Source organism: Agrobacterium sp. CCNWLW32 (assembly GCF_037083425.1).
Lineage (GTDB): Bacteria > Pseudomonadota > Alphaproteobacteria > Rhizobiales > Rhizobiaceae > Agrobacterium > Agrobacterium radiobacter.
Window position 1 is genome coordinate 514355 of the sequence record NZ_JBAOJM010000002.1, and the last position, 22169, is coordinate 536523.

Annotated in this window: 27 protein-coding genes and 1 tRNA gene; 14 read left to right on the forward strand and 14 right to left on the reverse strand. The window is 58.2% G+C overall.

Features of this window, described 5'->3' with window-relative positions; translation table 11 throughout:
* Nucleotides 1–89: 89 nt before the first annotated feature.
* On the forward strand, nt 90–704 hold the full coding sequence (locus V6R85_RS06410; protein WP_111833768.1) for a transglutaminase-like cysteine peptidase: 615 nt from the start codon (nt 90–92) through the stop codon (nt 702–704).
* A gap of 54 nt (nt 705–758) precedes the next feature.
* Here the strand turns inward: V6R85_RS06410 and mbfA are convergent, their stop codons facing one another.
* Entirely contained in the window at nt 759–1742 is a 984-nt protein-coding gene (mbfA, locus tag V6R85_RS06415) for an iron exporter MbfA (protein ID WP_111833769.1), read from the reverse strand.
* Between the two features lie 139 nt (nt 1743–1881).
* Between mbfA and V6R85_RS06420 the strand changes: the two genes are divergently transcribed.
* On the forward strand, nt 1882–2355 hold the full coding sequence (locus V6R85_RS06420; RefSeq protein ID WP_003507455.1) for a group III truncated hemoglobin: 474 nt from the start codon (nt 1882–1884) through the stop codon (nt 2353–2355).
* 178 nt (nt 2356–2533) lie between these two features.
* Nucleotides 2534–3637 (forward strand): TRAP transporter substrate-binding protein, encoded by a 1104-nt coding sequence (locus tag V6R85_RS06425; protein WP_003507447.1) that lies wholly within the window; start codon nt 2534–2536, stop codon nt 3635–3637.
* 6 nt (nt 3638–3643) lie between these two features.
* Here the strand turns inward: V6R85_RS06425 and V6R85_RS06430 are convergent, their stop codons facing one another.
* On the reverse strand, nt 3644–4738 hold the full coding sequence (locus V6R85_RS06430; protein ID WP_162686220.1) for a helix-turn-helix domain-containing protein: 1095 nt from the start codon (nt 4736–4738) through the stop codon (nt 3644–3646).
* Nucleotides 4739–4884: 146 nt separating this feature from the next.
* Between V6R85_RS06430 and V6R85_RS06435 the strand changes: the two genes are divergently transcribed.
* Nucleotides 4885–5958: an alpha/beta fold hydrolase gene (locus V6R85_RS06435; protein WP_111833825.1), complete on the forward strand. Its 1074-nt coding sequence runs from the start codon at nt 4885–4887 to the stop codon at nt 5956–5958.
* A gap of 18 nt (nt 5959–5976) precedes the next feature.
* Here the strand turns inward: V6R85_RS06435 and V6R85_RS06440 are convergent, their stop codons facing one another.
* The 3 genes from V6R85_RS06440 to V6R85_RS06450 form a co-directional block, all read right to left on the reverse strand.
* The gene (locus V6R85_RS06440) at nt 5977–6495 is read right to left on the reverse strand and encodes a GNAT family N-acetyltransferase (protein ID WP_080865742.1); all 519 of its coding nucleotides are present in this window, start codon (nt 6493–6495) and stop codon (nt 5977–5979) included.
* Nucleotides 6496–6514: 19 nt separating this feature from the next.
* Nucleotides 6515–7096: a helix-turn-helix domain-containing protein gene (locus V6R85_RS06445; RefSeq protein ID WP_003507440.1), complete on the reverse strand. Its 582-nt coding sequence runs from the start codon at nt 7094–7096 to the stop codon at nt 6515–6517.
* Nucleotides 7097–7191: 95 nt separating this feature from the next.
* On the reverse strand, nt 7192–7593 hold the full coding sequence (locus V6R85_RS06450; protein ID WP_060722784.1) for a ketosteroid isomerase-related protein: 402 nt from the start codon (nt 7591–7593) through the stop codon (nt 7192–7194).
* A gap of 72 nt (nt 7594–7665) precedes the next feature.
* Between V6R85_RS06450 and V6R85_RS06455 the strand changes: the two genes are divergently transcribed.
* From V6R85_RS06455 to lepA, 3 genes are all read left to right on the forward strand, one after another.
* A complete protein-coding gene (locus tag V6R85_RS06455) occupies nt 7666–8274 on the forward strand; it encodes a GNAT family N-acetyltransferase (RefSeq protein WP_020812479.1) in 609 nt (202 codons plus the stop codon).
* The gene (locus tag V6R85_RS06460) at nt 8271–9140 is read left to right on the forward strand and encodes a carbon-nitrogen hydrolase family protein (protein WP_020812478.1); all 870 of its coding nucleotides are present in this window, start codon (nt 8271–8273) and stop codon (nt 9138–9140) included. Before V6R85_RS06455 ends, V6R85_RS06460 begins: the two co-directional genes overlap by 4 nt.
* A gap of 61 nt (nt 9141–9201) precedes the next feature.
* Nucleotides 9202–11040 (forward strand): translation elongation factor 4, encoded by a 1839-nt coding sequence (lepA, locus tag V6R85_RS06465; RefSeq protein WP_035213098.1) that lies wholly within the window; start codon nt 9202–9204, stop codon nt 11038–11040.
* Nucleotides 11041–11107: 67 nt separating this feature from the next.
* On the opposite strand, the gene V6R85_RS06470 is transcribed toward lepA, so the two are convergent.
* Nucleotides 11108–11515 carry a DUF2000 family protein gene (locus tag V6R85_RS06470; RefSeq protein WP_003507428.1) on the reverse strand — a complete coding sequence of 136 codons (408 nt, stop codon included), beginning with the start codon at nt 11513–11515 and terminating at the stop codon, nt 11108–11110.
* Nucleotides 11516–11609: 94 nt separating this feature from the next.
* Between V6R85_RS06470 and V6R85_RS06475 the strand changes: the two genes are divergently transcribed.
* Nucleotides 11610–12386: an AraC family ligand binding domain-containing protein gene (locus V6R85_RS06475; RefSeq protein ID WP_162695467.1), complete on the forward strand. Its 777-nt coding sequence runs from the start codon at nt 11610–11612 to the stop codon at nt 12384–12386.
* On the opposite strand, the gene V6R85_RS06480 is transcribed toward V6R85_RS06475, so the two are convergent.
* Complete coding sequence (locus V6R85_RS06480) at nt 12383–13276, reverse strand: NAD(P)/FAD-dependent oxidoreductase (protein ID WP_111833770.1); 894 nt, start codon at nt 13274–13276, stop codon at nt 12383–12385. The genes V6R85_RS06475 and V6R85_RS06480 overlap by 4 nt on opposite strands.
* A gap of 153 nt (nt 13277–13429) precedes the next feature.
* Between V6R85_RS06480 and V6R85_RS06485 the strand changes: the two genes are divergently transcribed.
* Nucleotides 13430–13888: an Rrf2 family transcriptional regulator gene (locus V6R85_RS06485; protein ID WP_111833771.1), complete on the forward strand. Its 459-nt coding sequence runs from the start codon at nt 13430–13432 to the stop codon at nt 13886–13888.
* A gap of 76 nt (nt 13889–13964) precedes the next feature.
* On the opposite strand, the gene V6R85_RS06490 is transcribed toward V6R85_RS06485, so the two are convergent.
* Nucleotides 13965–14282: a hypothetical protein gene (locus V6R85_RS06490; protein ID WP_003507415.1), complete on the reverse strand. Its 318-nt coding sequence runs from the start codon at nt 14280–14282 to the stop codon at nt 13965–13967.
* Between the two features lie 72 nt (nt 14283–14354).
* A complete protein-coding gene (locus V6R85_RS06495) occupies nt 14355–15767 on the reverse strand; it encodes an aminotransferase-like domain-containing protein (protein ID WP_111833772.1) in 1413 nt (470 codons plus the stop codon).
* A gap of 116 nt (nt 15768–15883) precedes the next feature.
* On the opposite strand from V6R85_RS06495, the gene V6R85_RS06500 reads away from it, so the two are divergent.
* On the forward strand, nt 15884–16759 hold the full coding sequence (locus V6R85_RS06500; RefSeq protein ID WP_111833773.1) for a DMT family transporter: 876 nt from the start codon (nt 15884–15886) through the stop codon (nt 16757–16759).
* Between the two features lie 3 nt (nt 16760–16762).
* Here V6R85_RS06500 and V6R85_RS06505 read toward each other — a convergent pair whose 3' ends face one another.
* The 4 genes from V6R85_RS06505 to V6R85_RS06520 all read right to left on the reverse strand — a co-directional run bounded on the left by V6R85_RS06505 (nt 16763) and on the right by V6R85_RS06520 (nt 19613).
* A complete protein-coding gene (locus V6R85_RS06505; protein ID WP_111833774.1) occupies nt 16763–17875 on the reverse strand; it encodes a glycoside hydrolase family 25 protein in 1113 nt (370 codons plus the stop codon).
* 178 nt (nt 17876–18053) lie between these two features.
* On the reverse strand, nt 18054–18242 hold the full coding sequence (locus V6R85_RS06510; protein WP_003507411.1) for a YegP family protein: 189 nt from the start codon (nt 18240–18242) through the stop codon (nt 18054–18056).
* A gap of 58 nt (nt 18243–18300) precedes the next feature.
* On the reverse strand, nt 18301–19026 hold the full coding sequence (locus V6R85_RS06515) for a type 1 glutamine amidotransferase (RefSeq protein ID WP_162695468.1): 726 nt from the start codon (nt 19024–19026) through the stop codon (nt 18301–18303).
* A 137-nt stretch (nt 19027–19163) separates the two neighbouring features.
* Nucleotides 19164–19613 (reverse strand): DoxX family protein, encoded by a 450-nt coding sequence (locus V6R85_RS06520; RefSeq protein ID WP_003524478.1) that lies wholly within the window; start codon nt 19611–19613, stop codon nt 19164–19166.
* A gap of 145 nt (nt 19614–19758) precedes the next feature.
* Here V6R85_RS06520 and V6R85_RS06525 point away from each other — a divergent pair, with 145 nt between their 5' ends.
* Nucleotides 19759–20064: a SelT/SelW/SelH family protein gene (locus tag V6R85_RS06525; protein WP_003507408.1), complete on the forward strand. Its 306-nt coding sequence runs from the start codon at nt 19759–19761 to the stop codon at nt 20062–20064.
* 119 nt (nt 20065–20183) lie between these two features.
* Nucleotides 20184–20270, forward strand: a tRNA-Leu gene (locus V6R85_RS06530).
* A gap of 201 nt (nt 20271–20471) precedes the next feature.
* Here V6R85_RS06530 and V6R85_RS06535 read toward each other — a convergent pair.
* A complete protein-coding gene (locus V6R85_RS06535) occupies nt 20472–20882 on the reverse strand; it encodes a pilus assembly protein N-terminal domain-containing protein (RefSeq protein WP_020812471.1) in 411 nt (136 codons plus the stop codon).
* Nucleotides 20883–21295: 413 nt separating this feature from the next.
* Between V6R85_RS06535 and V6R85_RS06540 the strand changes: the two genes are divergently transcribed.
* Nucleotides 21296–21481: a Flp family type IVb pilin gene (locus tag V6R85_RS06540; protein ID WP_003507406.1), complete on the forward strand. Its 186-nt coding sequence runs from the start codon at nt 21296–21298 to the stop codon at nt 21479–21481.
* 122 nt (nt 21482–21603) lie between these two features.
* The gene (locus tag V6R85_RS06545) at nt 21604–22116 is read left to right on the forward strand and encodes an A24 family peptidase (protein ID WP_107674845.1); all 513 of its coding nucleotides are present in this window, start codon (nt 21604–21606) and stop codon (nt 22114–22116) included.
* The last annotated feature ends 53 nt before the right edge of the window (nt 22117–22169 follow it).

Consider the following 22169-nt stretch of genomic DNA (forward strand, 5'->3'; position numbering starts at 1 on the left):
AACGAGTCTTGCGCATCGCCGATTGCTAGAGATTGACTCAAACCCCCTATCCCTCTTAACTTTTCGTTAAGAATTAAGGGACGGGTTTCATGATGAACGCACCGCTGGCGCGTGCTCTGCTGTTTGCAGTTGCTGCCGGGCTAATGACTGCTGCCTCCGCCATGGCGGAAATCAATGGAAGCCCTTCCATGGTGACGGGCGGGATCACGTCCCAGCCGATCGGACATTACGAGTTCTGTCAGAAATACGCCGACGAATGCAATATTCGCAGCAAGGCGACACCGCCCCCGCGCGTCACAGATTATGGCTGGGATGTCATTCGCGAGGTCAATACGTCCGTCAACACCACGATCGTGGCGATGACCGACCAGGAAATCTACGGCAAGGACGAAGTCTGGGAATATCCGACGACCGCCGGTGACTGCGAAGATTTTGTGCTGCTGAAGCGCAAGAAACTGGTCGAGCGCGGTTTTTCCGTTGCCGATCTGCTGATCACCGTCGTGCGTAAACCGGATGGTGAAGGCCATGCGGTGCTGACGCTTCGCACCACTGATGGCGACTATATTCTCGACAACCTCACCGACGATGTGAAGCTCTGGACCGATACTAACTATACCTATCTGAAGCGGCAGGCGTCCTTCAATACGGGCCGTTGGGTCTCCATCGAAGATGGTCGCGACGTTCTGGTTGGCGCATTGCGCTGACGCTTGGCCCACGTTTGACAGATTGAGAGCCCGCCATCGCGGGCTCTTTCTTTTTCATCCGTTGCCGATGATAATGCCGGCCGCCAGCACCAATGAGCCGCCGAGGACCACCTGAAACACCGCGCGCAGGAACGGCGTTTCCATGAAGCGGTTTTGAATGAAGGCGATGGCCCAGAGTTCCACGAAAACGACGACGGCCGCAATCGCCGTTGCTGTCCAGAAATGCGGGATGAGATAGGGCAAGGCATGTCCGAGACCGCCGATGGCCGTCATGATGCCCGATGCCAGACCCCGCTTCACCGGAGAACCGCGACCCGAAAGCTTGCCGTCATCATGGGCCGCCTCGGTGAAGCCCATGGAGATACCAGCGCCGACGGAGGCTGAAAGGCCGATCAGGAAAGTCTGCCAGGTATCCTGCGTGGCGAAGGCGGCCGCAAAGATCGGTGCGAGCGTCGAGACGGAGCCATCCATCAGACCGGCGAGACCGGGCTGCACATAGGTCAGAAGAAACTGCCGCTTTGCGGTTTCCTCCTCTTCCGTCCGACCATTTTCATCAAGATGTTTTTCTTCCAGCATCTGCGCAATGTCTTCGTGGCCCCGTTCCGCCTCGGCCAGATCGCCGAGCAACTTGCGCGTAGAGGCATCGCTGGTGCGCTTGACGGCCTCATCGTAAAAACGGATCGCCTGCGCTTCCATCAATTCGGCCTGCGCACGGATTTTCTCGAGCGACAGGTTCTTCACGAGCCAGTCCGGGGTGCGCTCGTAAAAACCGCGTACATGTTCTCGGCGGATCAGCGGGATCGTCTCTCCGAAACGGCGACGATGCATGTCGATCAGGACATTTCGATGCTGCTGCTCGACCTCCGCCATATCGTCGAAGACTTTGGCCGATTGCGGATATTGCGCGCGCAGGTGATCGGCATAGGAACGATAGATGCGGGAATCGTCTTCTTCGGACGAAATGGCGAGTGCGAGGATTTCCTGTTCGCCGAGAGAGGAAAAGGGGCGTTTGGACAGGGAAAAAAGACTGCGAAACATGGCTGAAACCTTTTTAGAATAATTCTAAATACATCCGCCCTGCGCCGAGATCAAGTCATCTTAGAATAATTCTAATAAGGCAAAGGGTCGCATTGCAGGCCGCCTCGCAGCGGGGTAAATTCGCGGAAAAGGAAGCACCATGCAGGAAGACGTTGCGGCGAGAGCCGCCCACAGCGCGGAAATTCAGGACAGGGCGGAAAAGGCCATGGCGGAAATCGGCGTGGATGCCGGTTTCATCGACCTGCTGGTGGAAACATTCTACGGCCGCGTTCTTGAACACTCCACGCTTGGCCCGGTTTTTGATGCGCGACTCGCCGGGCGCTGGCCGGAGCATATGGCCAGGATGAAACAGTTCTGGACGGCCGTCGCCTTCAAGAATGGCGGTTATGGCGGCAAGCCCGTGCAGGCCCATCTCGGGGTAAAAGGCATGTCGGCGGAGCTTTTTCCGCAGTGGCTCACGCTGTTTTCCGCCACGCTTGATGATATTGCGCCGAGCAAAGAGGCACATGACTGGTTCATGGAAACGGCGCAACGCATCGCCAGAAGCCTGACGCTTTCGCTGTTTTACAATCCCGCAATGGATGACCCGGCCTTAAAGCGCAGCATGCCTTAGCCGCAGCCGCGCCGAACAGCGAAAGACCGGTACAAGCAACAATTGCCAAGCCGTGCGTAAGATCACGCAAGTTTCAAACATTCCCTCTTGATGGCCGCAGGGATAAATGTTTAGTAGCCGACGGGAGGCGTACCGTGCGGTTCGCCTGTAATATGCAGACATATCAGGGCTTATCGACATGGATCGCAGATCATTTATCCGCAAGGCGGGCGCCGTTGGCGCCGGTGTTACCGCAACGGCGCTGGCCGCTCCGGCCATTGCACAGGAAAACCCCAAGATCACCTGGCGCATGACGTCGTCCTTCACCAAGGGCCTCGACATTCTTTTCGGCGCGGGCCAGATCGTCGCAGATCATGTCAAGGAAGCCTCCGGCGGCAACTTCGTCATTCAGCATTTCGCCGGCGGTGAAATCGTGCCGGCGCTGCAGGCAGCGGATGCGGTGACGGCCGGAACCGTCGAAATGGCGCATACCTGCTCCTATTATTACGTCGGCAAGGACCCGACCTTTGCACTCGGAACGTCGGTTCCCTTCGGCCTTAACGCACGCCAGACGAATGCCTGGTTCAACCAGGCCGGTGGCAACGAGCTGCTCAATGAATTCCTTGCCCAGCACAATATCTACTCGATCCTGCTCGGCAATACCGGCGCCCAGATGGGCGGCTGGTTCCGTAAGGAAATCAACACCATCGACGACCTCAAAGGCCTGAAGATGCGTATCGCCGGCCTCACCGGCCAGGTCATGCAGAAGGTTGGCGTGACACCGCAGCAGATCGCCGGCGGCGATGTCTATGCCGCGCTGGAAAAGGGCACGATCGACGCCACCGAATTTGTCGGCCCCTATGACGACCAGAAGCTTGGTTTCTACAAGGTCGCAAAATATTACTACTACCCCGCATGGTGGGAAGGCGGCCCGGCCGTTCATGCCTTCGTGAATCTGCAGAAGTTCAATGAGCTGCCCGAGAATTACAAGCGCATCCTGAAAGACGCCTGCGCCGCCGGCAGCGCCAGCATGCTGGAACGCTACGATGCGCGCAATCCGAAGGCGCTGAAGGAACTCGTGGCGCAGGGCGCTATCCTGCGCCCCTTCAGCCAGGAAATCCTCGACGTCTGCCACAAGGCCGCGCAGGACACCTATGCGGAGATTTCGGCCAAGAACGAGAGCTTCAAGAAGATCTACGAAAGCCAGCAGGCCTTCAAGAAGGACGCTTATCTCTGGGCGCAGATCGCGGAATATACTTATGACACCTACATGATGATCCAGCAGCGCAACGGCACGCTCTGATCCCCATCATTTCCCGACGATCTTCAAACGGTCATCCGGCATCTGCCGGGTGGCCGTTTTGTTTGGTGAGACCAGTTTCCACACTTCACGCTCCCGCCAGTCGACAGGGCTCATGCCGGTGACGCGGCGAAATTCGCGGTTGAAGTTGGACTTGGTCTGAAAGCCCGAGGACAACATGATCGCGGTTACCGATTGCTCCGTTTCCTCAAGCAGCCGGCAGGCTTCGCGGATGCGCAACTGGTTGACATATTGCGAGACATTGACGCCGAGCGAGCGATTGATCGCGCCTGATATCTGCCGGCTCGGCAGCCCGAGGCGTCTTGCAAGCCGCGACAGGTTGAGGTTCTCATCACGGTAAAGCGCCTGCGCCGCCATCAGCCGATCGACCCTTGCAATGATGTCCCGGTCCTGCTCGGATGGCTCCGGCGGCGGCGGCAATTCCGCGACCGGATCCATGGCCGTTTGTGGTGCTTTGCTTTCACCGGCCAACGCAGCCATGAGGCCAATCAACAACAGTCCGAAAAGATTGGCATTGCTGACGAGCGCTGCAACATTTTGCCCGTGCGCCCATTCGAAATCGAAAAACACCAGAAGATCGAACAGGGCGGAAACGCACAGGGCTAATGCGGCGATAATCAGCGCCCGGTGCGCGGAGGCGACGCTGGCGAATTGCGCCTCATCCAGCCCATCCGGCCCTTTTCTGCCAAGAAGAAGCAGGGCGACGGCGTGGCCGACGAAGATGACGATCAGTGCAAGATCGATCGCCATCGGCAAGGTGACTTCCATGATGACGATGAGCAAAGGCGACAGGACGAGATTGGCGAGCATCGCTCTCCTGCTTTCCGCCCCCACTCCCATCAGTCCGCGAAAGGCAATGTAGACAAGCGGCGGCAGGCAGGCTGCGAGGATCGGCAGAACATAACGCGTTTCGATGACGCCATACCCCCAGCGCAGGCCGACAAGGACGGATTGCACGGCACAAAGCACGATCAGCGCCAGAAAGGCCCGGTTGGTCCGCACATCGTCTCCACCTCGAAGGAAAACAATGAACATGACGACCAGCAGAAGCGCCACGACGAAAGGCAGCGGAATGAACAGCACGAATGATATCCCCGGAACACAACGACTTATATTGCGAGTTCATGGACCAGATCGCGTTTCGGGACGACCTTTAACGTGATCAAGGACGCGAAAAATATGTGGCGGCGCAGATTGAACCCCGTTCTTCCCAACCGCACGAGGTTTTCATGCGCCCTATTAGCACCATCACGACCATACTGTTTTCCGCTCTCGTCACCCAGCCTGTTTTTGCAGGCGAGGTGGTTGGCGCCAGCGAAACCACCATCCATTCGCCGGCACGCGGCAAGGACCTTGCCGTCACTGTCTGGTATCCATCCGACGGAAAGGGCACACAGACGCTTTCCGGCGAGGACCGGATTTTTCAAGGCACGCCCGTGTTCAAGGATGGCGCGGTGAACCCGGGTCGCCTGCCGCTTGTACTTCTGTCCCACGGCTCGGGTTCAAGAGTGTCCGGTATGGCATGGATCGCCGCAAAGCTTGCGAGCGAAGGTTTCATTGTCGCCGGAACCAACCATCCCGGCACCACCAGCGGCGATTCCACGCCCGCCGATACGCCGAAAATCTGGGAGCGAACGGACGATCTCTCCACGATCGTTACGGCCCTGGCGGCAGAGGGCAAATGGTCGAATGCGATCGACACGAAGAGGATCGGCGTTCTCGGCTTTTCGCTGGGCGGCAGCGCGGCGATGGAGATTGCGAGTGCGCGCGCCGATCTCGATGCCTATGCGCGCTATTGCGAAGACCATGCCACGATGATGGATTGCCAATGGTTTGCTGGCGGCCGGGGTTATCTCGATAATGAGCCGGTCAACGTGCCGAAGCTTGATCTCAGAACCCTCGACAAGGCCCGTTTCGAGCAGCAGAACCGTGATCCCCGCATCCGTTCCGCCGTACTGATCGATCCGGGCCTGGCGCTGGCCTTCAAACCGGACAGTCTGAAAGAGATCGATATTCCGCTGACCTTCATCAATCTCGGCAGCAAGGGCAAAATTCCCGCGGCTGTGCTTGCGGATAAACTCGCGGACGAAGTACCCGGCGCGACCTACCAGCAGGTGGATGACGCCAATCATTTCAGCTTCCTGCCGCTGTGCAAGCCGGATGCCGATGCGTTCCTCAAATCCATCGGCGAGCGCGACCCGATCTGCGAGCCGGCCGGACCACGGGACCGCGCCGATATTCACGCACAATTGGAGACGATGATTGTTACCGCCTTCAACCGTACGCTGAAGCCGGGCCAGTGAAACGGAAGTCTGAAAAGACTAGCCGATCCGCTTGTAGAACAGGGTGGTGCCGCAAAAGCGTCCATCCGGGAACAGGGCGTAATCGGGAATGACGCCGACCCGCTCCCAGCCAAGACGAGGATAAATCGCCTCGGCATCGCTACCCGTGGCCGTATCCAGAACCAGAAGGGTACGGCCACGTTTTACCGCCTCCTCCTCCACCTTTTGCATGAGCATACGGGCAAGTCCGAGGCCGCGTGCGGATGGGTGCACGAGAAGCTTCATCAGATCACCGCGATGCGGCTGATTGGGCTTCGAGGCAAGACCGACCTGCACGGTGCCCACCACCTTGCCATCCACCTCCGCCGCCACATGAATGGTCGCACCCTCGCCTGTCGTTTCCGCCACGGATCGCCAGAAGGGTTCAGCATCCTGTGGGGAAAAGGGCAACATGAAGCCGACGGATGCACCGCCATTCACGCAGGCGGCGAGGACTTCGCAGAGTTCAGGCAGGGCATCGATCGTCTCTTCCCGGTTCAACACGCGGATAGTGGCCATAAGAACTCCTGTAGGGAAATCAGCGCTGTCTTTGATCCAGCACGACGGCGTAACGGGCAGGTTTTTCGGAAGGATTGTGGAAGACGTGCCCTTCTCCCACCGGCATGAAAAGGCAATCGCCGGGCTCCAGCCGGTGAACGTCTCCGCCGCTTGTCATTTCCAGCACACCTTCGAAAAGCCAGACATATTGCGTCATCCCCCGGCTTGCCGCATGCGGCGGGAAACCGACGCGCGCACCGGCCGGAAATTCGACTTCGACGATATCGACATCGGAACCCACACGCGGCGGGGAAATGGCGCGGCGGACATAGCCTGTCTCGGGGTCTTTCCAGACCTGCTGGTCACGCTTTCTCACCAGCGGGGAAACAGCCTCTTCGTTTTCGGCGAAAAAGCCGGAGAGCGACAGACCAAGGGCTGCGCAGATGCGGGCAAGCAGCGACGCGGTTGGGCTCGCCTCCCCGCGCTCGATACGGGAAATCATGGCGCGGCTGACGCCGGATTCAGACGCAAGCCTGTCCAGCGTCAGGCCGTTTTCAGCCCGCAATGTTTTGATCCGCTCACCGATCGAGCGCTCAAGAATATGATCTTCGTTTTCCATCATACGAGAATTGCATTCTCATATGATGGAGTCAATATCCATGATAATGGAAACAAGGATTATCTCTTGCCCGCCGATTGCGGGCGAGAAATCACGCCTTAAGCGCCGACCTGGGCAATCCAGTCGTTCAGATTATAGTAGTTCGTTACTCGGCTAACTTTTCCATCCTTCAGGTCGAAGAAGGCGCCGGCCGGCAGTACATATTTCTGGCTACTCGCCTCGGGCAATCCCTCATCGGTCTTGAGATATTCACCATTAACGATGAATTCGGCGGAAACACGCTTGCCGTCATCGCTCGCCATGATGACCATATCGGTGAGGTTTTCCTTATAGCAGCGGTTCATGTGGTCCATGAAGGAGGCGAAGGCGGCCTTGCCGGTCTGGCGCTCGCCCTGATTGATGTCATGCACCACCTCGTCATGAAGGAGCGCCAGAAAGGCATCCATGTCCTGACGGTTGAAGGCTTCGTAATAGGCGCGGATGGTCTCGGCAGCGGTCATCGTCTTCTCCGTTCAATGCTTGCGCGGGTTTTCCATGACGGTATAACCAGTGCAACCGAAAGTGAAATGCCCATGACCGTCGAAATCAAGTCTCTTTCCGGCATTGACGCCACACCCTATTTCGATGATCTCGCGCGCCTGCGGATCGAGGTGTTTCGCGCTTTTCCCTATCTCTACGACGGTTCGCTGGATTATGAACGCAAATATCTCGCGACCTATGCCGATACGGACGGCGCGGTCTTCGTGCTGGCGCTCGATGACGCCAGAGTGGTCGGCATGTCCACCGGCATGCCGATGGCGGCAGAGACCGATGAGGTGAAAGCACCGTTTGCCGAAGCGGGCTACGATCCGGACCGGATATTTTATTTCGGTGAAAGCGTGCTGCTGCCCGGCTATCGCGGTCACGGGATAGGCGTGCGCTTCTTCGAGGAGCGGGAGGCGCATGCAAAGAGGCTCGGCTTTAACCGTTGCACCTTCTGCGCGGTCGAGCGGCCTGCCGACCATCCCCGCCGGCCGGCGGATTACGTGCCGCTCAATGCCTTCTGGGAAAAGCGCGGTTATCACCATCACCCTGAACTGCGCACCAACTTCACATGGCAGGACCTCGACGAAAACACCGAGAGCCCGAAACCCCTGTCCTTCTGGATGAAGACCATTCTTGCCGGAGACGGAGATAAATGACACGCCTCGCCGCCAGCCAATATGCCATCGAACTGATCGAGACATGGGAGGCTTATGCCGCGCATCTTTCCGCCATCGTCCGCGAGGCTAAGGAAAAAGGCGCCGAACTGCTGCTGTTGCCGGAATATTCGGCTATGGCGCTGACCGGGCAATTGCCACCCGACGCGCGTTCCGATCTGCATCGTTCCATCGAAGAGATACAGCCGTTGATCCCTTCCTGGGTGGAGCTTTGCGAGGAACTGGCGCGGCAACATCAAATCCTCTTCCAGCCGGGCAGCGCGCCAGTAAAGGACCCGGACGACAAGTTCCGCAACCGCGCATGGCTGTTCGGCCCGGATGGGCTGATCGGTTATCAGGACAAGCAGATCATGACCCGTTTCGAGCGGGAGCAGTGGAACATTCATGCGGGCGTCGAGGGACTGAAAGCCTTCGAGACGCCGATCGGCAAGCTCGGCATTCTCATCTGTTACGACAACGAGTTCCCGATGCTGGGCCGCAGGCTGGCGGAGCTTGGCGTCGAACTCGTTCTCGCCCCCAGCTGCACCGACACGCTGGCGGGTGCTTACCGGGTGCGGATTGGCGCGCAGGCGCGGGCGCTGGAAAACCAATATGCCATCCTCTCCTCCCCCACCGCGGGCGAGGCCCCGTGGTCTCCTGCGGTTGATGAAAATCGCGGCCGCGCCGCACTTTATGTGCCTTCGGATTACGGCATGCCGGCATCCGGCATCATCGCGGAAAGCGAGAGTGATGCGGTGACGCAAAGCAGCCTTCTCATCGCCGATATCGATCTTGCCGCCGTTGCAAGGCTCCGCACCGAAGGGCAGGTTGCCACCCGCCGCGACTGGCCAGAGCAATTTGCGATCTAAAAAGCCCATTTTAAAAGGCTTTTAACCAAATTCCCGCTTTGCGGCATGAGAAGCCCCTGCTATAGCGCGGGACATGAGCACAAATTCGACCCGCACGCCCCTGGACCATATCCGCAACTTCTCGATCGTTGCCCACATCGATCACGGCAAATCGACGCTGGCCGACCGGTTGATCCAGTCGACGGGCGGCCTTGCCGAACGCGACATGTCGGAACAGGTTCTCGATTCGATGGATATCGAGCGCGAGCGTGGCATCACCATCAAGGCTCAGACCGTGCGCCTGCACTACAAGGCGAATAACGGTGAGACCTATGTGCTGAACCTCATTGACACGCCCGGCCACGTCGACTTCGCCTACGAAGTGTCCCGCTCGCTTTCGGCCTGTGAAGGTTCGCTGCTGGTGGTCGACGCATCGCAGGGCGTCGAAGCCCAGACGCTGGCGAACGTCTATCAGGCGATCGACAATAATCACGAGCTGGTCACCGTGCTCAACAAGATCGACCTGCCGGCGGCCGAACCCGACCGCATCAAGGAGCAGATCGAGGAGGTGATCGGCATCGATGCGTCCGACGCCGTGATGATTTCGGCGAAGACCGGGCTTGGCATTCCCGATGTTCTGGAAGCCATCGTCAATCGCCTGCCGCCGCCGAAAAGTGAAGTCGGTGAAAACGGGCCGCTGAAGGCGCTGCTGGTTGATAGCTGGTACGACACCTATCTCGGCGTCATGGTTCTCGTGCGCGTCATCGACGGCGTGCTGAGCAAGGGTCAGCAGATCCGCATGATGGGTTCGGGCGCGAAATACGGCATCGAGCGCGTCGGTGTGCTCACCCCGAAGATGGTCAATGTCGACAGCCTCGGCCCCGGCGAGATCGGCTTCATCACCGCCTCGATCAAGGAAGTCGCCGATACGCGCGTTGGCGATACCATCACCGACGACAAGCGCCCGACGGCGCAGGCCCTGCCCGGCTTCAAGCCAGCACAGCCCGTGGTGTTCTGCGGTCTCTTCCCGGTCGATGCGGCCGACTTCGAAGACCTGCGCGCAGCGGTCGGTAAACTTCGCCTCAACGATGCTTCCTTCTCCTTCGAAATGGAATCGTCCGCCGCCCTCGGCTTCGGTTTCCGCTGCGGCTTCCTCGGCCTGCTGCATCTCGAAATCATTCAGGAACGCCTCGAGCGCGAGTTCAATCTCGATCTCGTCGCCACTGCCCCGTCGGTCGTCTATGAAATGACGCTGACCGATGGCACGGAAAAAGAGCTGCATAACCCGGCCGACATGCCCGACGTTGTGAAGATCAAGGAAATCCGCGAGCCGTGGATCAAGGCGACGATCCTGACGCCCGACGAATATCTCGGCGGCATCCTGAAACTCTGTCAGGACCGGCGCGGCCTGCAGACGGAGCTGACCTATGTCGGCAACCGCGCGATGATCACCTATGAACTCCCGCTCAACGAAGTGGTGTTCGATTTCTACGACCGGCTGAAGTCCATCTCCAAGGGTTACGCCTCGTTCGATTACAACATCATCGACTACCGCGAAGGCGACCTCGTGAAGATGTCGATCCTCGTCAATGGCGATCCCGTGGATGCGCTGTCCATGCTGGTTCACCGCTCGGCGGCAGACCGGCGCGGACGCGGCATGTGCGAAAAGCTGAAGGAACTCATTCCGCCGCACATGTTCCAGATCCCGATCCAGGCGGCCATCGGCGGCAAGGTCATCGCCCGCGAAACCGTGCGCGCGCTGCGCAAGGACGTGACGGCGAAGTGCTACGGCGGCGACGCAACGCGCAAACGCAAGCTTCTGGACAAGCAGAAGGAAGGCAAGAAGCGCATGCGCCAGTTCGGCAAGGTGGAAATTCCGCAGGAAGCCTTCATCGCCGCTCTGAAGATGAACGACGAATAAGCGGCAATCACTTGCCATCGTTCTTGAAGGGAGGCCCACAGCCTCCCTTTTGCGTTTTAGGGTCCGATCACCCGTGCAGCTTCGCGCCCTTGGTGATCTTGTCGACGATCTTCTTGTCGGCCCTCAGCGCCATGCCGACCACCTTGGCGTTGTCAGGAGAAAACTCCGAAAATACCTGGCGATTGGCGACGTCGTGCCCGGTAGCGAACATTTCCTCGATATAAAGCGATGTCGTGACGTCGCGCTCGAGGGATCGCTGGTGGATTTTGCGCAGCGCCTCCTGATCCGTGGCCATGACGACGACAGGCTGGATGGACAGGGGATTATAGACGTTGCCTGCCCCGTCGCGGTATGGTTCTCCAATGATCTCCTTGGTCTGGGCGACGATCCCGGACATGAGGAATGCGGTAACGTTCAGTTTTTGCCACACGGCAAGGTCATCGCGAAGGATGACGGCGATCTTGGTATCAAACATGCGAACTCAATCTGGCTGTGGTTACGAAAGAGAAGCGACCCTAGCGCCTCGGGGCGGCGGCGATCTTGAACGTTCGTGCAAATTCGAAGGGATCGTGCAGGCGCCCTCCAGCGAGGGCATCGAACGCATAGACGCGCGTTTTCACGGCAATGCCTATGCCCCGCATCGCCATGATACTTATGCGATTGGCGTCACGCTTTCCGGCGTCCAGACCTTTTCCTATCGTGGCACATCGCATTTCAGCATGCCGGGAAATGTCATCGTCCTGCATCCCGACGAGGTTCACGATGGCGGCGCGGGCACTGACGAGGGCCTGCACTATCGAATGCTCTACCTCCCACCGGAAAAAACGACGGAGGCGGGATATAACGCGCTGCCCTTTGCCCGAAATGCCATCATCGAGGACGAAGAATTCCGGCAATGCCTCATCGAGGCACTCGGTAATCTCGAAGACGAACCGGACAATCTACTTCTCACCGACTGGCAATCGAGACTGGCGGATCTGCTCTGGAAACATTCAAACGGAAGCACCAGAACCATCAAGCGGATTGACCGCATCGCCGTTTTGCGATGCCGGGACTATCTGCTGGAGAATAGCGCCGACACCGTTGGTTCTGAAGAACTGGAACGGATAAGCGGGCTCGACCGCTTCACGCTTTTCCGGCACTTTCGTTGCCTGTTCGGCACGAGCCCGCACCGTTATCTCATCATGCGGCGGCTGCAGAAATGCAAGGACATGATGCGCGCAGGTACGGGTCTTGCCGAAACGGCCTTCGCCTGCGGTTTTGCGGACCAGGCGCATTTCACCCGGCATTTCAAAAATGCCTTCGGCATGCCTCCGGGCCGCTGGCTGAACCTCGTCTCACCCTAGAGCATTTCCGGAAACAGGATCGACCGGTGAGCCGCAGCGCCCGCCATCGCGCCGTCGCCCACCGCAAGGGCGACCGAGCCGGCGGGTCTTGCCACATCGCCGCAGGCGAAGATACCTCGGGTGGTGGTCTGCTTCATCGGGTCTGTGACGATGGTTGATCCCATCGGCCCCTCCTCCACCGCGCAGCCGAGTTTTTCGATCCAGTCGGCGGTGATCCGCAATATCGGCTGGGTGAAAAGACCGGCCAAGGGAATGCTGCGTCCATCTGTCAGGACGACATCCGCATGCCCCGCAATTTCCCTGATGCCGGTTGTTTCCATCCGGACACCGCGCGCTGTCAGCATCGAATACTGGTCCTCGTCCGGCTCGAATACGCCGTTGGTGAAAAAGGTCGTCTCACCCCAGTCCGGAAGCATCAATGCGTGGTGAATGGCCAAAGGTGAAGCGGCGATAACGCCAATCTTTTCCTGATTGAGCTCGTAACCATGGCAATAGGGGCAATGGAAGACTGAAGAGCCCCAACGCTCCTTCAGCCCGGCGATACCAGGCAATTCATCGGTGACACCAATGGCGAGGATCAGCCGATCCGCAGTCTCACGGCGGTTGCCATCGATCTCGATTGCAAAATCACCAAAGGAGCCTTCGGCATCGGTCACCCTGCCTTCGGCCCATTTTATGGTCGGATAACGTTCGATCTGGCGGCGCGCCTCGGCGATAATCTCGCTTGGCGCCTTGCCGTCCTGGCCGAGAAAACCGTGGGAATGGTTGGCGAAACGGTTTCTCCGTTCACCGGCATCCACCATCAGAATGTTTTTTCTGGCGCGTCCAAGCTGCAGGGCGGCTGAGAGACCGGCATAGCTGCCGCCGATTATGATGACGTCGAATTTCATGATGCACCCATCGTTTCAGGAGGAGGCGGAAGTGCCCGTTAATTTCACGATACTTATATTGTTACATGATTTTGAGAGTCAATGGTCACGCAACTTATATTGTTACGTCATCTTGAAGGTGATAGCGTCGATGCAAACAGACGGGTTTGGGCAATGAGACACGACACGCGCCTTTCACGGGTGCTGCATATTCTGATCCATATGGAAAAACATGAGGGCGCCGCGACCTCCGAGAGCATTGCGGCGATGCTTCAGACCAATCCGGTGGTGGTGCGCAGAACCATGGCCGGCTTGCGCGAGCATGGTTATGTATCGTCGGAAAAAGGCCATGGCGGCGGGTGGGTGCTGGCGCGGCCGCTCAGCGAAATCACGCTGCTCGATATTTACCGGGCGCTTGGCGCACCGGAACTGTTTTCAATCGGGCTGGCAGGCGACAATCCGAACTGCGTCATCGAACAGGCCGTCAACACGGCGCTTTTTGACGCCATGAAAGAGGCGGAAAACATTCTGCTGTCCCGTTTCGGAAGCATTGCCCTCTCGCAACTGGCACAGGAGTCCCTTAGCCGCTGGTCCCGTCTTTCCAACGACCCTTCCGCGATGGAAAGGCTCTAACGGCGGGTGACGGTCACTCTTGCAAGGAAAAACCGCCCGCGCGGAGGCAGGCGGTTTTATCCTATCAATAAGCCTATTACGGCTGGGTCTGCGTGCCGCCGGTAGTCGGGCTTGCCGGTGCGGTATTGTTCGCAGGCGGTGTTGCCGGAGTGGTCGGAGCCATCGGCGCCGGTGCCTGATCCGTTGCTGCAGGCGGCGTGGTGGAGGATGTTGTTGCCGGATCGGTGGTCGGGCCGCTCATCTGCGACCAGGCGAAAACGCCTACCAGAACGACAACGATGATCGCCAACCACGGCACCCAGGACGACGACGTGCGGGCACGCGGTTCATTGCTGATATTCACTTCCGGACGAAGATCGCGGTCCGGACGCGGGTTGTTGGGATCGAATGTCATGGTATTTCCTCCTCTTCATTCTGCGAAGAAAACGACGTTCACGGGATTTTGTTCCGATTCCTTCCAGAACGCTTACAACCGACGAAGTTCGGGCCCTTGCTGAAGTGCCTCCGCCAGCACCGTCATGACCTGCGGATCTGCCATTTGCGACACATTGAAACGCATGAAACCGGAGGCACTTTGCGACGAGCTGAACACATTGCCGGGGGCTAGCACCACCTGCCGCGAAAGCGCCCGGCGCGCAACATCGGCGGCATCGCTCCCCTCTGGCAGGTGACACCACAAAAACATGCCCGCCTGCGGCTCGATCCACGGCACACATCCGATCGATTTCAAACGCGCCGCCACCTCCGGCATCGCTGCCGCAAGACGCTGCCTGAGTGCCTCGACATGCTTGCGGTAACTGCCATCGGTCAAAAGCGAGAGGATCAGCGCCGCCGAAAAATGAGTTCCGCCAAAAGCGGTGGCGATCTTGAGATCGGTCAAGGCTTCCACCCACGCGACAGGTGCTGCAATGAAACCGCACCGTATGGAGGCCGACAGTGTTTTTGAAAAACTGCCTATCTGGACGACACGGTTCAGACCATCGAAGGTCGCCAGCCGGGGCGCAGCCTGGGTTTCGAAATCGGCAAAAATATCATCCTCTATGATGGTTAGCCCCGCCTGTTCAGCCAGCATCAGCAGCCGATGGGCGGAAACGGCGGAAAGCCTTGCACCTGTCGGATTATGGATTGCGGAATTAGTGATATAAAGCCGGGGCTGATGGTCTTTCAGCGCCTGTTCGAAAAGCGCCAGGTCCGGTCCGGTTGGCGTATAGGGTACGCCGATGATCTTCACCCGATGCGCCCGCAGGAGGGCGTGGAAATTGAAATAACAGGGGTCATCGACAACAACCGTATCCCCCGGCTGCAGCAGGAAACGGCACAGAAGATCGATCGCCTGCGTGCCGGAGTCGGTGAGCATGATCTGGCTGGCGCCCGCCTGCACCCCGTGTTCGGCCAGCCGGCGCGACAGAAGCTGGCGCAGCGGCAACAGCCCCATCGGGCTGCCATAATCCGTCAGCAGGGCGGCGTCGGCGCGGGCAAGCCCGCGCATGGCTCGCCTCAATGCCTCTTGCGGCATCCACGATACGGGAAGCCAGCCGCAACCGGGTTTGGCGAGAACGGAACTTTCATCCAGCGCCTGCCGCGAAACCCATAAGGGATCCACCGCCCTGTCGAGCTGTGGTTCGATATCGGCGAGCGAGAGGGGTGCAAGCGGACCTGAAACGAAAAAACCGGAGCCGGGGCGCGAGCTTATCGTACCCTCCGCCACAAGCCGGTCGTAGGCCTCGACGATGGTGGAGGTGGACACCTGCATGGTCTTCGCCAGAGCCCGCACCGATGGAAGACGCGCGCCCGGCACGAGGCTGCGCGAGGCGATGCGTTGCCGAACACTTGCCATCACCTTTTCTATGCGCGTGCCAACAGCGACCTGTCCATCCATGATTCTCTCCAACCGTACCGCTCATGAAACCATAACAGTTTGTTGAAATTGTATATGATTGTCGCTGTTCCCGCCAGCCATTCGGGATCAAGAAAGGCAAAACGCAGGAGTTGACGATGGACAAGACGACGAGCGGCTGGCTGAGCGGCCTGACAGGCGTGGTGATATTCAGCGGTTCGCTGCCCGCCACGCGCATCGCGGTAACGGGTTTCGATCCCGTGTTCCTCACCGTCGCCCGCGCCAGCATTGCCGGCCTGCTGGCGCTGGCGCTGCTGTTTCTGTTCAGGCAAAGACGCCCGGCGCGCTATGACCTGACATCGCTTTTCATCGTCTCGCTAGGTGTCGTGGTGGGTTTCCCGCTATTGACCGCGCTTGCTCTGCGGCACGTCACCTCGGCGCATTCTATCGTTTTCGTGGGACTGCTGCCGCTCGCAACCGCGATCTTTGCGGTGCTGCGCGGCGGAGAACGCCCACGCCCGGTCTTCTGGCTCTTTTCCTGTCTCGGCAGTGCGCTTGTTGCGGGTTTTTCGCTCTCGAATTCGTTTGCCGCCGGGATCGAAGCATCGCTTGCCGGCGATCTTCTGATGCTCGGCGCAATCATCGTCTGCGGGCTCGGCTATGCGGAGGGCGCTGCCCTTTCCCGCAAGCTGGGCGGCTGGCAGGTCATTTCCTGGGCGCTGGTTCTTTCCCTGCCGGTGATGCTGCCGCTTGCCTTTTTCAGCGGACCGGAAACGCTTGCCGGCATAGACCCGCAGGCCTGGGCTGGCCTTGCCTATGTTTCCCTGTTCAGCATGCTGATTGGCTTCATCTTCTGGTATCGCGGACTGGCGCTTGGCGGCATCGCCGCCGTGGGGCAGCTGCAATTGCTTCAGCCCTTCTTCGGGCTCGCGCTTGCCGCCACCCTGCTGCACGAAGAGGTGAGCCCGGCCATGATCGGCGTGACGCTGGTTGTGGTGCTGTGTGTTGCGGGCGCGCGAAAATTCGCGCGCTGACCATCAGCTCGAGCGGCGATCCACCCAGCGATGCCATGCGTCTTCGCTGCCATTGAAGACATTGAGATCGATACGGCCATCGACGCCATGCGACAGGCCGGAACCGGAATATTGCCAGAACAGCCACTTGCGACCGGGATAAACCACCGACGGATGCTGGGCGACGGCGCGCAGCCAGAAGGGATAATCCTGGAATTCGCCCTGGAGGTTATCCTTGTAAAAATCGGGCGCCGTATAAATGATCGGCCGCTGGCCGTAATGGCGCTCAAGCTTGTCCATGAAGACGCGCATCTTTTCCAGCACGCGTTCGCGGGAATGGCGCATCTTGCAGCTCGATTCGCCGTTATATTCCACGTCGATGACGGGCGGCAGCGCGTCCGGATCACGCGGTACATTACGAATGAACCAGTCCGCCTGTTCGCTGGCGTTGCGGCACCAGTAGAAGAAATGGTAGGCGCCGCGGCGAATGCCCGCTTCCTTTGCGCGCTGCCAATTGGTGCGGAACATCGGATCAAGATGATCACCACCATCCGTCGCCTTGATGAAGGCGAAATTCGCGCCGCGCGTGCGCAGCTGCGGCCAGTTTATATTGGCCTGCCAGCGGGATACATCCACCCCGTGGACCTGGAAATGACGGGGCTGAACCCTGCCGAAATTGATGGGCTTGGCATCACTGAAGCTGGAGCGGAAAATGCGCGAACGGATCTGAGCACCGGCGCTTGCCGCCGGGGCCGCCGCCATGGCCAATTGTACCGGACGCTCCATCTGGTTCATCGTGGGGCGCTCCGCCGGCCGCACCATTCCGGCCGCCTGTGGCGGAACCGGCAAACGGATTTCAGGCGCATCCTGCGTTAAGGACGCCTTGGGGGTGACGGCGGAAAAGGCCTTGGGCTCGTCAGGCACCGGCCCGCCCCATGCCAGAACTTGCTGCCGCGGCTGGGCGGCGATGGCCTGGGTGCCGACGCCTGCCTGCGGCACCGGTGCGGATGGCGTGACGGAACTCGTCGTTTCCTTCGAAGGCAAGCCGGCCATCAGGCTTTCCGGCCCGGAACTGGACGTGCAGCCTCCAAGCAGGAGGCAACCGAAGAGAAGTGCTGGCATAGCCGATGAACGCATGAGAACCCGTACGCAAAACAAATCGGGGGCACTCTGATGCCGCCCGGAGACCTCGAAATACAAATGCTAACGGAAGATTATCAAAAAAGACTGAATCTTATCTTTACGTCGGCACCTGCCGATGCGCCCGTCATTTCTGGCAGGCGAAACGCTTCGAGTTCTCGCGCGGCGGCGCGGCTCAGGCCGTCATGGCGGTCAGATCGACAGTGTCCGCACCGGGAGAATTTCTCTTTATCGATTCGATCGCGTGAATAGCCGATGCCTTCGCCTGGTATCCTTCCGAGGAGAACATCGTTTCGCCGTTGGAAGCCTTAAAGCGGAAACGATATTCGCCGGCCTTGTCCTGATAGATTTCGAATTTGTACATGATCTCTGCGCCTCCTTGCGCACGATAGCCCGTCTGTCGCAACTTTGTTTGGCCTCGATCACTTTCGCAACGGAAAATCGCCGCTCTGGATGAGGCGTACCCAGGCTCGGGCAATTTCCAGCCCGGCTGCATCGGCCATTTCTGCGCGCAAGCTGCGATGGTCGTGATAATTCTCCAGCCATCCCGGCGACATTCTTTCGACGGAAGTGGGGAACGTCTGACACCAGCCGTCAACCACGGCAGCGGAGGCTTCGAAATGGAATTGTGTGCCATAAACCGCCCGGCCGATGCGAAAGGCCTGGTTTCGCGTCGCGCCATTGGTCGCAAGTCGCGTGGCGTCCGGCGGAAGCGTAAATGTATCGCAATGCCACTGAAAAATGGGGAATGTCTTTTCGAGCCCAGCCAATAGCGGATCGGACACGCCCTCTTCCGTCAGGGACACCTCTTCCCAGCCGAACTCCGGCGGGCCGGAGAGAATGTTCTCTCCGCCATAGGCGCGCGCCAGCAACTGGCTGCCAAGGCAGACGCCCATGACTGCCTTGCCCGCATCGCCAAAGGCTTTCATGAGAAGGGCAAGATCGGGAAGATAGGGATAAAGCGCATCATCGAGCGCGGTCTGTTCGCCGCCCAGAACGACAAGCGCATCATGATCGGCCGCATCCTTGGGGAGAGGCTCACCCGCATAGGCGCGGATGATATGGACTTCCGCCGCCGCTTCTTTCAGCGCGACGCCGAGCTGCCCATGCGGCGTACCCGCCATGTTTTCTATGATTGCAACGCGCATAAAACCTCGTGGCGACGACAAAGGATTCAATCGGCAAGAAATGCCGATCGAATCCAGCTTCACCACGAGAAAAATCGATTCTCAAGAGCCGCTACATCATCATTGTGACAATAGCGGATAATCTGACGCGATACGCCCTAGAATTCACGCGCAAGCTTGGCGTCTGCCGAATGCCGGTTGCCGCCGCGAACGGCGAAGAACAGGAAAATCGCCGCCCAAAGGATCGACTTTTCCGCCCCGCCCAGACCTTCCGCCTTTACGATGCCGTGAAAATAAACCGTTACCAGAAGGACGATCATGGCCGCGAAGGATGCCGGCCGCGTGAACAGGCCGATAGCGACCAGAATTCCGCCGAAAAATTCCGTGGCGGCAAGCAGCGGTGACCAGAAGACGCCGGGGTAAAAGCCGAGGCTTTCCACCATGCCGACAGCACCAAAAGGATTGACGATCTTTCCGAACCCATGGGTGACGAGAAGAAGCCCGGCCGTGACGCGCAGAATGGTCTCTACCAGATCATGCGTCGCATTATAAAGCGGTGCGACCGCCGGAACGAAAAGACGCTGACGATTATTCTCGAACTGGGCCATAGGATCTCCACGTTTCAGCCTTCGACAGCTTCTCTGTTCGCAAAGCCGCATGATAAGAACAAGCATGCGCCCGGTAAAAACATGAGTATTATAGTTGACATTATCGTGAACATTATTGTCGCCGGGCGATGAAAGAGACCTGAGGATGACCAAGACCAAACCCCGCATAACCATCCGCTATTGCACGCAGTGCAACTGGCTGCTTCGGGCCGGCTGGATGGCGCAGGAAATCCTGCAGACCTTCGCTTCCGATATCGGCGAAGTCAGCCTCATCCCCTCGACCGGCGGTCTGTTCGAGATCTCCGTGGACGGCACGATCATATGGGAACGCAAACGCGATGGTGGTTTTCCCGGCCCAAAAGAACTCAAACAGAGAATCCGTGACATCATCGACCCGGAGCGTGACCTCGGTCATGTGGACAGAACGAAGCATGAAGGGCTCGACACCTGACCCGGCGACATGTTTCAACAGCCATAACCAAGTTTTTTCCCTTTAAAATCAATGATCGTCATAAAAGTTCAAAAAGTCTGTTGACACCGGGCGGCTGCCCTCGTACATCGCTCTCCGTCGCCCAGATGGCGGAATTGGTAGACGCGCCAGCTTCAGGTGCTGGTACTCGCAAGGGTGTGGAGGTTCGAGTCCTCTTCTGGGCACCATTCCATTTTTGATCTTAGCCAGATCAAGAACTTAGCCGAAAAAACAGCAACATATAGCCGACCGGCAAACGCCGGGAAGCGTGTTGCTTTTTTCGCTTTTAGCTACTCCCAGAAAAGCTGCAGGCACTCAGGGACAAGCGGCCTTCGTCCTCTTCGGAAGACCTCTCTCTACAGCACAGAACTCTGATGTGACATGCTTCGTTACGGCTGAGCGTCTTTGTCGCCACTATTTTGCGAATGCTGCTCGCAGTTCGGCGTACAGGACAGAACGGTCCGCTCCGTCTGGCGGAAAACTCGCACCGTATTACCCTCGTCGATAGAGACGAGAATGCGTTCATCCACGATTGGATTGCCGTCGGCATCCAGAAGCACGAGATTGGTCGTGCCGAAACTGCGACCCGTCAGAACAATCGTGGTGGCATCGGCAACCGTGGCATCGGCGACCTTGGAGTTGCCGACAATAACCTTGCTGACGGCGCGGTCGAGACGAAGGACACGGGCGTGATTCATCGAAACACGCAATATGTCATCCTCAGCAAAAGCCGGCTGCAGCGAACCTGATAGAAAGACGGACAAGCCGACCACAATTTTCGCCAGTTTTCCGGATGACACGCGTTTGGTCCTTGCTCACTACCCGCACTTATTGCTCCGCAGAATGCGCGGTTTTAGTGAATGAAGCGTTAAATGGCAGAAATCCGCGAGGCGGATGGTAACCATGCGTAATGTATTGATATTGCCGCGTCTCCCCGCCCCGCCTCAAAACTGAACATCTGCACCTCTTCCCAAGGAAACTTGGTCGGAAAAGACAAACTGCCAGCAGTTGAATATATTTGTTTATCGGCAAATGTAAAAATGCAGGCAATACTTTTTTGTTTTATTTACCAAAAGAAACTCATCCTGCCGTTTACTTTGAGTTAATCGTTTTTTTTAAGCGCTTGGAAATCGCTCGGCTGTAGTTTGAACGCAACCGAACAACGGAGAACAGTTGTCGGCGTGCTGAACCAACACAAGTTAGGAGAGACCCTATGACCAAGATTTTCGCTCGTTTCCTCAAGGATGAGTCCGGTGCTACTGCAATCGAATACGGCCTGATCGCTGCTCTGCTTTCAGTGGCAATCGTAGGCGGTGCAAGCATGGTCGGTACGCAGCTCGACGCACTCTTTGACGGCATCGGTACGACGATGCAGACGGCCCGAAACACGACGTTCTAATAGTTTTCGACCGCTGAATTGGGAATGCCGCTCAACCGTGAGCGGCATTTTCGTATTATACTGAATACCCGGATTCGTCTTCAATCCGCCTGGAATTGGCCGAGTAAAAGGGAGTCTCCCTCGTGGTTATAGCCGCCATTTTTCTGACGCTTCCGCTCTGCCTTGCCTTCGCGGCATTCACAGACCTTTTGAGCATGACGATACCCAACCGGATATCGCTCATTTTGCTGCTGTCATTCATTTTGATCGCGCCTTTTTCCGGTATGGACTGGCAGACTTTTGCAATGAGCCTTGCAGCTGCCGCCGCCGTGTTTTTTGCCTGCTTCGCACTCTTTGCAGCCAATGTTATGGGTGGAGGAGATGCCAAGCTATTGACTGCCGCAGCAGTATGGTATGGCTTCAACCTGTCCCTCATAGAATTTTTACTTTCGGTGACCTTCGTTGGCGGCCTGTTGACTCTCGGCATTCTGCTCTTGCGGTCGCGCTCGCAGGAAATCATGGCCAGCGGCATTCCCATCCCCGATTCCTTGCTCGCAGCAAAAAAAATTCCCTACGGGATCGGCATCGCCATCGCCGGTTTTTTGACCTATGGCAACGCACCGATCGTAGAAGCTGCCATCGCCAGTCTTTCCTGAGCGAATACTGTAATTGCCGAAATTAAAGGCCTGTTAACCACAAATCCACGCAT

What these genes read in the sequence shown, in the direction of transcription:
- V6R85_RS06410 (WP_111833768.1), top strand. Translation starts at nt 90, where the DNA reads ATGATGAACGCACCGCTGGCGCGTGCTCTGCTGTTTGCAGTTGCTGCC.
- mbfA (WP_111833769.1), bottom strand. Translation starts at nt 1,742, where the DNA reads ATGTTTCGCAGTCTTTTTTCCCTGTCCAAACGCCCCTTTTCCTCTCTC.
- V6R85_RS06420 (WP_003507455.1), top strand. Translation starts at nt 1,882, where the DNA reads ATGCAGGAAGACGTTGCGGCGAGAGCCGCCCACAGCGCGGAAATTCAG.
- V6R85_RS06425 (WP_003507447.1), top strand. Translation starts at nt 2,534, where the DNA reads ATGGATCGCAGATCATTTATCCGCAAGGCGGGCGCCGTTGGCGCCGGT.
- V6R85_RS06435 (WP_111833825.1), top strand. Translation starts at nt 4,885, where the DNA reads ATGCGCCCTATTAGCACCATCACGACCATACTGTTTTCCGCTCTCGTC.
- V6R85_RS06440 (WP_080865742.1), bottom strand. Translation starts at nt 6,495, where the DNA reads ATGGCCACTATCCGCGTGTTGAACCGGGAAGAGACGATCGATGCCCTG.
- V6R85_RS06445 (WP_003507440.1), bottom strand. Translation starts at nt 7,096, where the DNA reads ATGATGGAAAACGAAGATCATATTCTTGAGCGCTCGATCGGTGAGCGG.
- V6R85_RS06450 (WP_060722784.1), bottom strand. Translation starts at nt 7,593, where the DNA reads ATGACCGCTGCCGAGACCATCCGCGCCTATTACGAAGCCTTCAACCGT.
- V6R85_RS06455 (WP_020812479.1), top strand. Translation starts at nt 7,666, where the DNA reads ATGACCGTCGAAATCAAGTCTCTTTCCGGCATTGACGCCACACCCTAT.
- V6R85_RS06460 (WP_020812478.1), top strand. Translation starts at nt 8,271, where the DNA reads ATGACACGCCTCGCCGCCAGCCAATATGCCATCGAACTGATCGAGACA.
- V6R85_RS06470 (WP_003507428.1), bottom strand. Translation starts at nt 11,515, where the DNA reads ATGTTTGATACCAAGATCGCCGTCATCCTTCGCGATGACCTTGCCGTG.
- V6R85_RS06480 (WP_111833770.1), bottom strand. Translation starts at nt 13,276, where the DNA reads ATGAAATTCGACGTCATCATAATCGGCGGCAGCTATGCCGGTCTCTCA.
- V6R85_RS06485 (WP_111833771.1), top strand. Translation starts at nt 13,430, where the DNA reads ATGAGACACGACACGCGCCTTTCACGGGTGCTGCATATTCTGATCCAT.
- V6R85_RS06490 (WP_003507415.1), bottom strand. Translation starts at nt 14,282, where the DNA reads ATGACATTCGATCCCAACAACCCGCGTCCGGACCGCGATCTTCGTCCG.
- V6R85_RS06495 (WP_111833772.1), bottom strand. Translation starts at nt 15,767, where the DNA reads ATGGATGGACAGGTCGCTGTTGGCACGCGCATAGAAAAGGTGATGGCA.
- V6R85_RS06500 (WP_111833773.1), top strand. Translation starts at nt 15,884, where the DNA reads ATGGACAAGACGACGAGCGGCTGGCTGAGCGGCCTGACAGGCGTGGTG.
- V6R85_RS06505 (WP_111833774.1), bottom strand. Translation starts at nt 17,875, where the DNA reads ATGCGTTCATCGGCTATGCCAGCACTTCTCTTCGGTTGCCTCCTGCTT.
- V6R85_RS06510 (WP_003507411.1), bottom strand. Translation starts at nt 18,242, where the DNA reads ATGTACAAATTCGAAATCTATCAGGACAAGGCCGGCGAATATCGTTTC.
- V6R85_RS06515 (WP_162695468.1), bottom strand. Translation starts at nt 19,026, where the DNA reads ATGCGCGTTGCAATCATAGAAAACATGGCGGGTACGCCGCATGGGCAG.
- V6R85_RS06520 (WP_003524478.1), bottom strand. Translation starts at nt 19,613, where the DNA reads ATGGCCCAGTTCGAGAATAATCGTCAGCGTCTTTTCGTTCCGGCGGTC.
- V6R85_RS06525 (WP_003507408.1), top strand. Translation starts at nt 19,759, where the DNA reads ATGACCAAGACCAAACCCCGCATAACCATCCGCTATTGCACGCAGTGC.
- V6R85_RS06540 (WP_003507406.1), top strand. Translation starts at nt 21,296, where the DNA reads ATGACCAAGATTTTCGCTCGTTTCCTCAAGGATGAGTCCGGTGCTACT.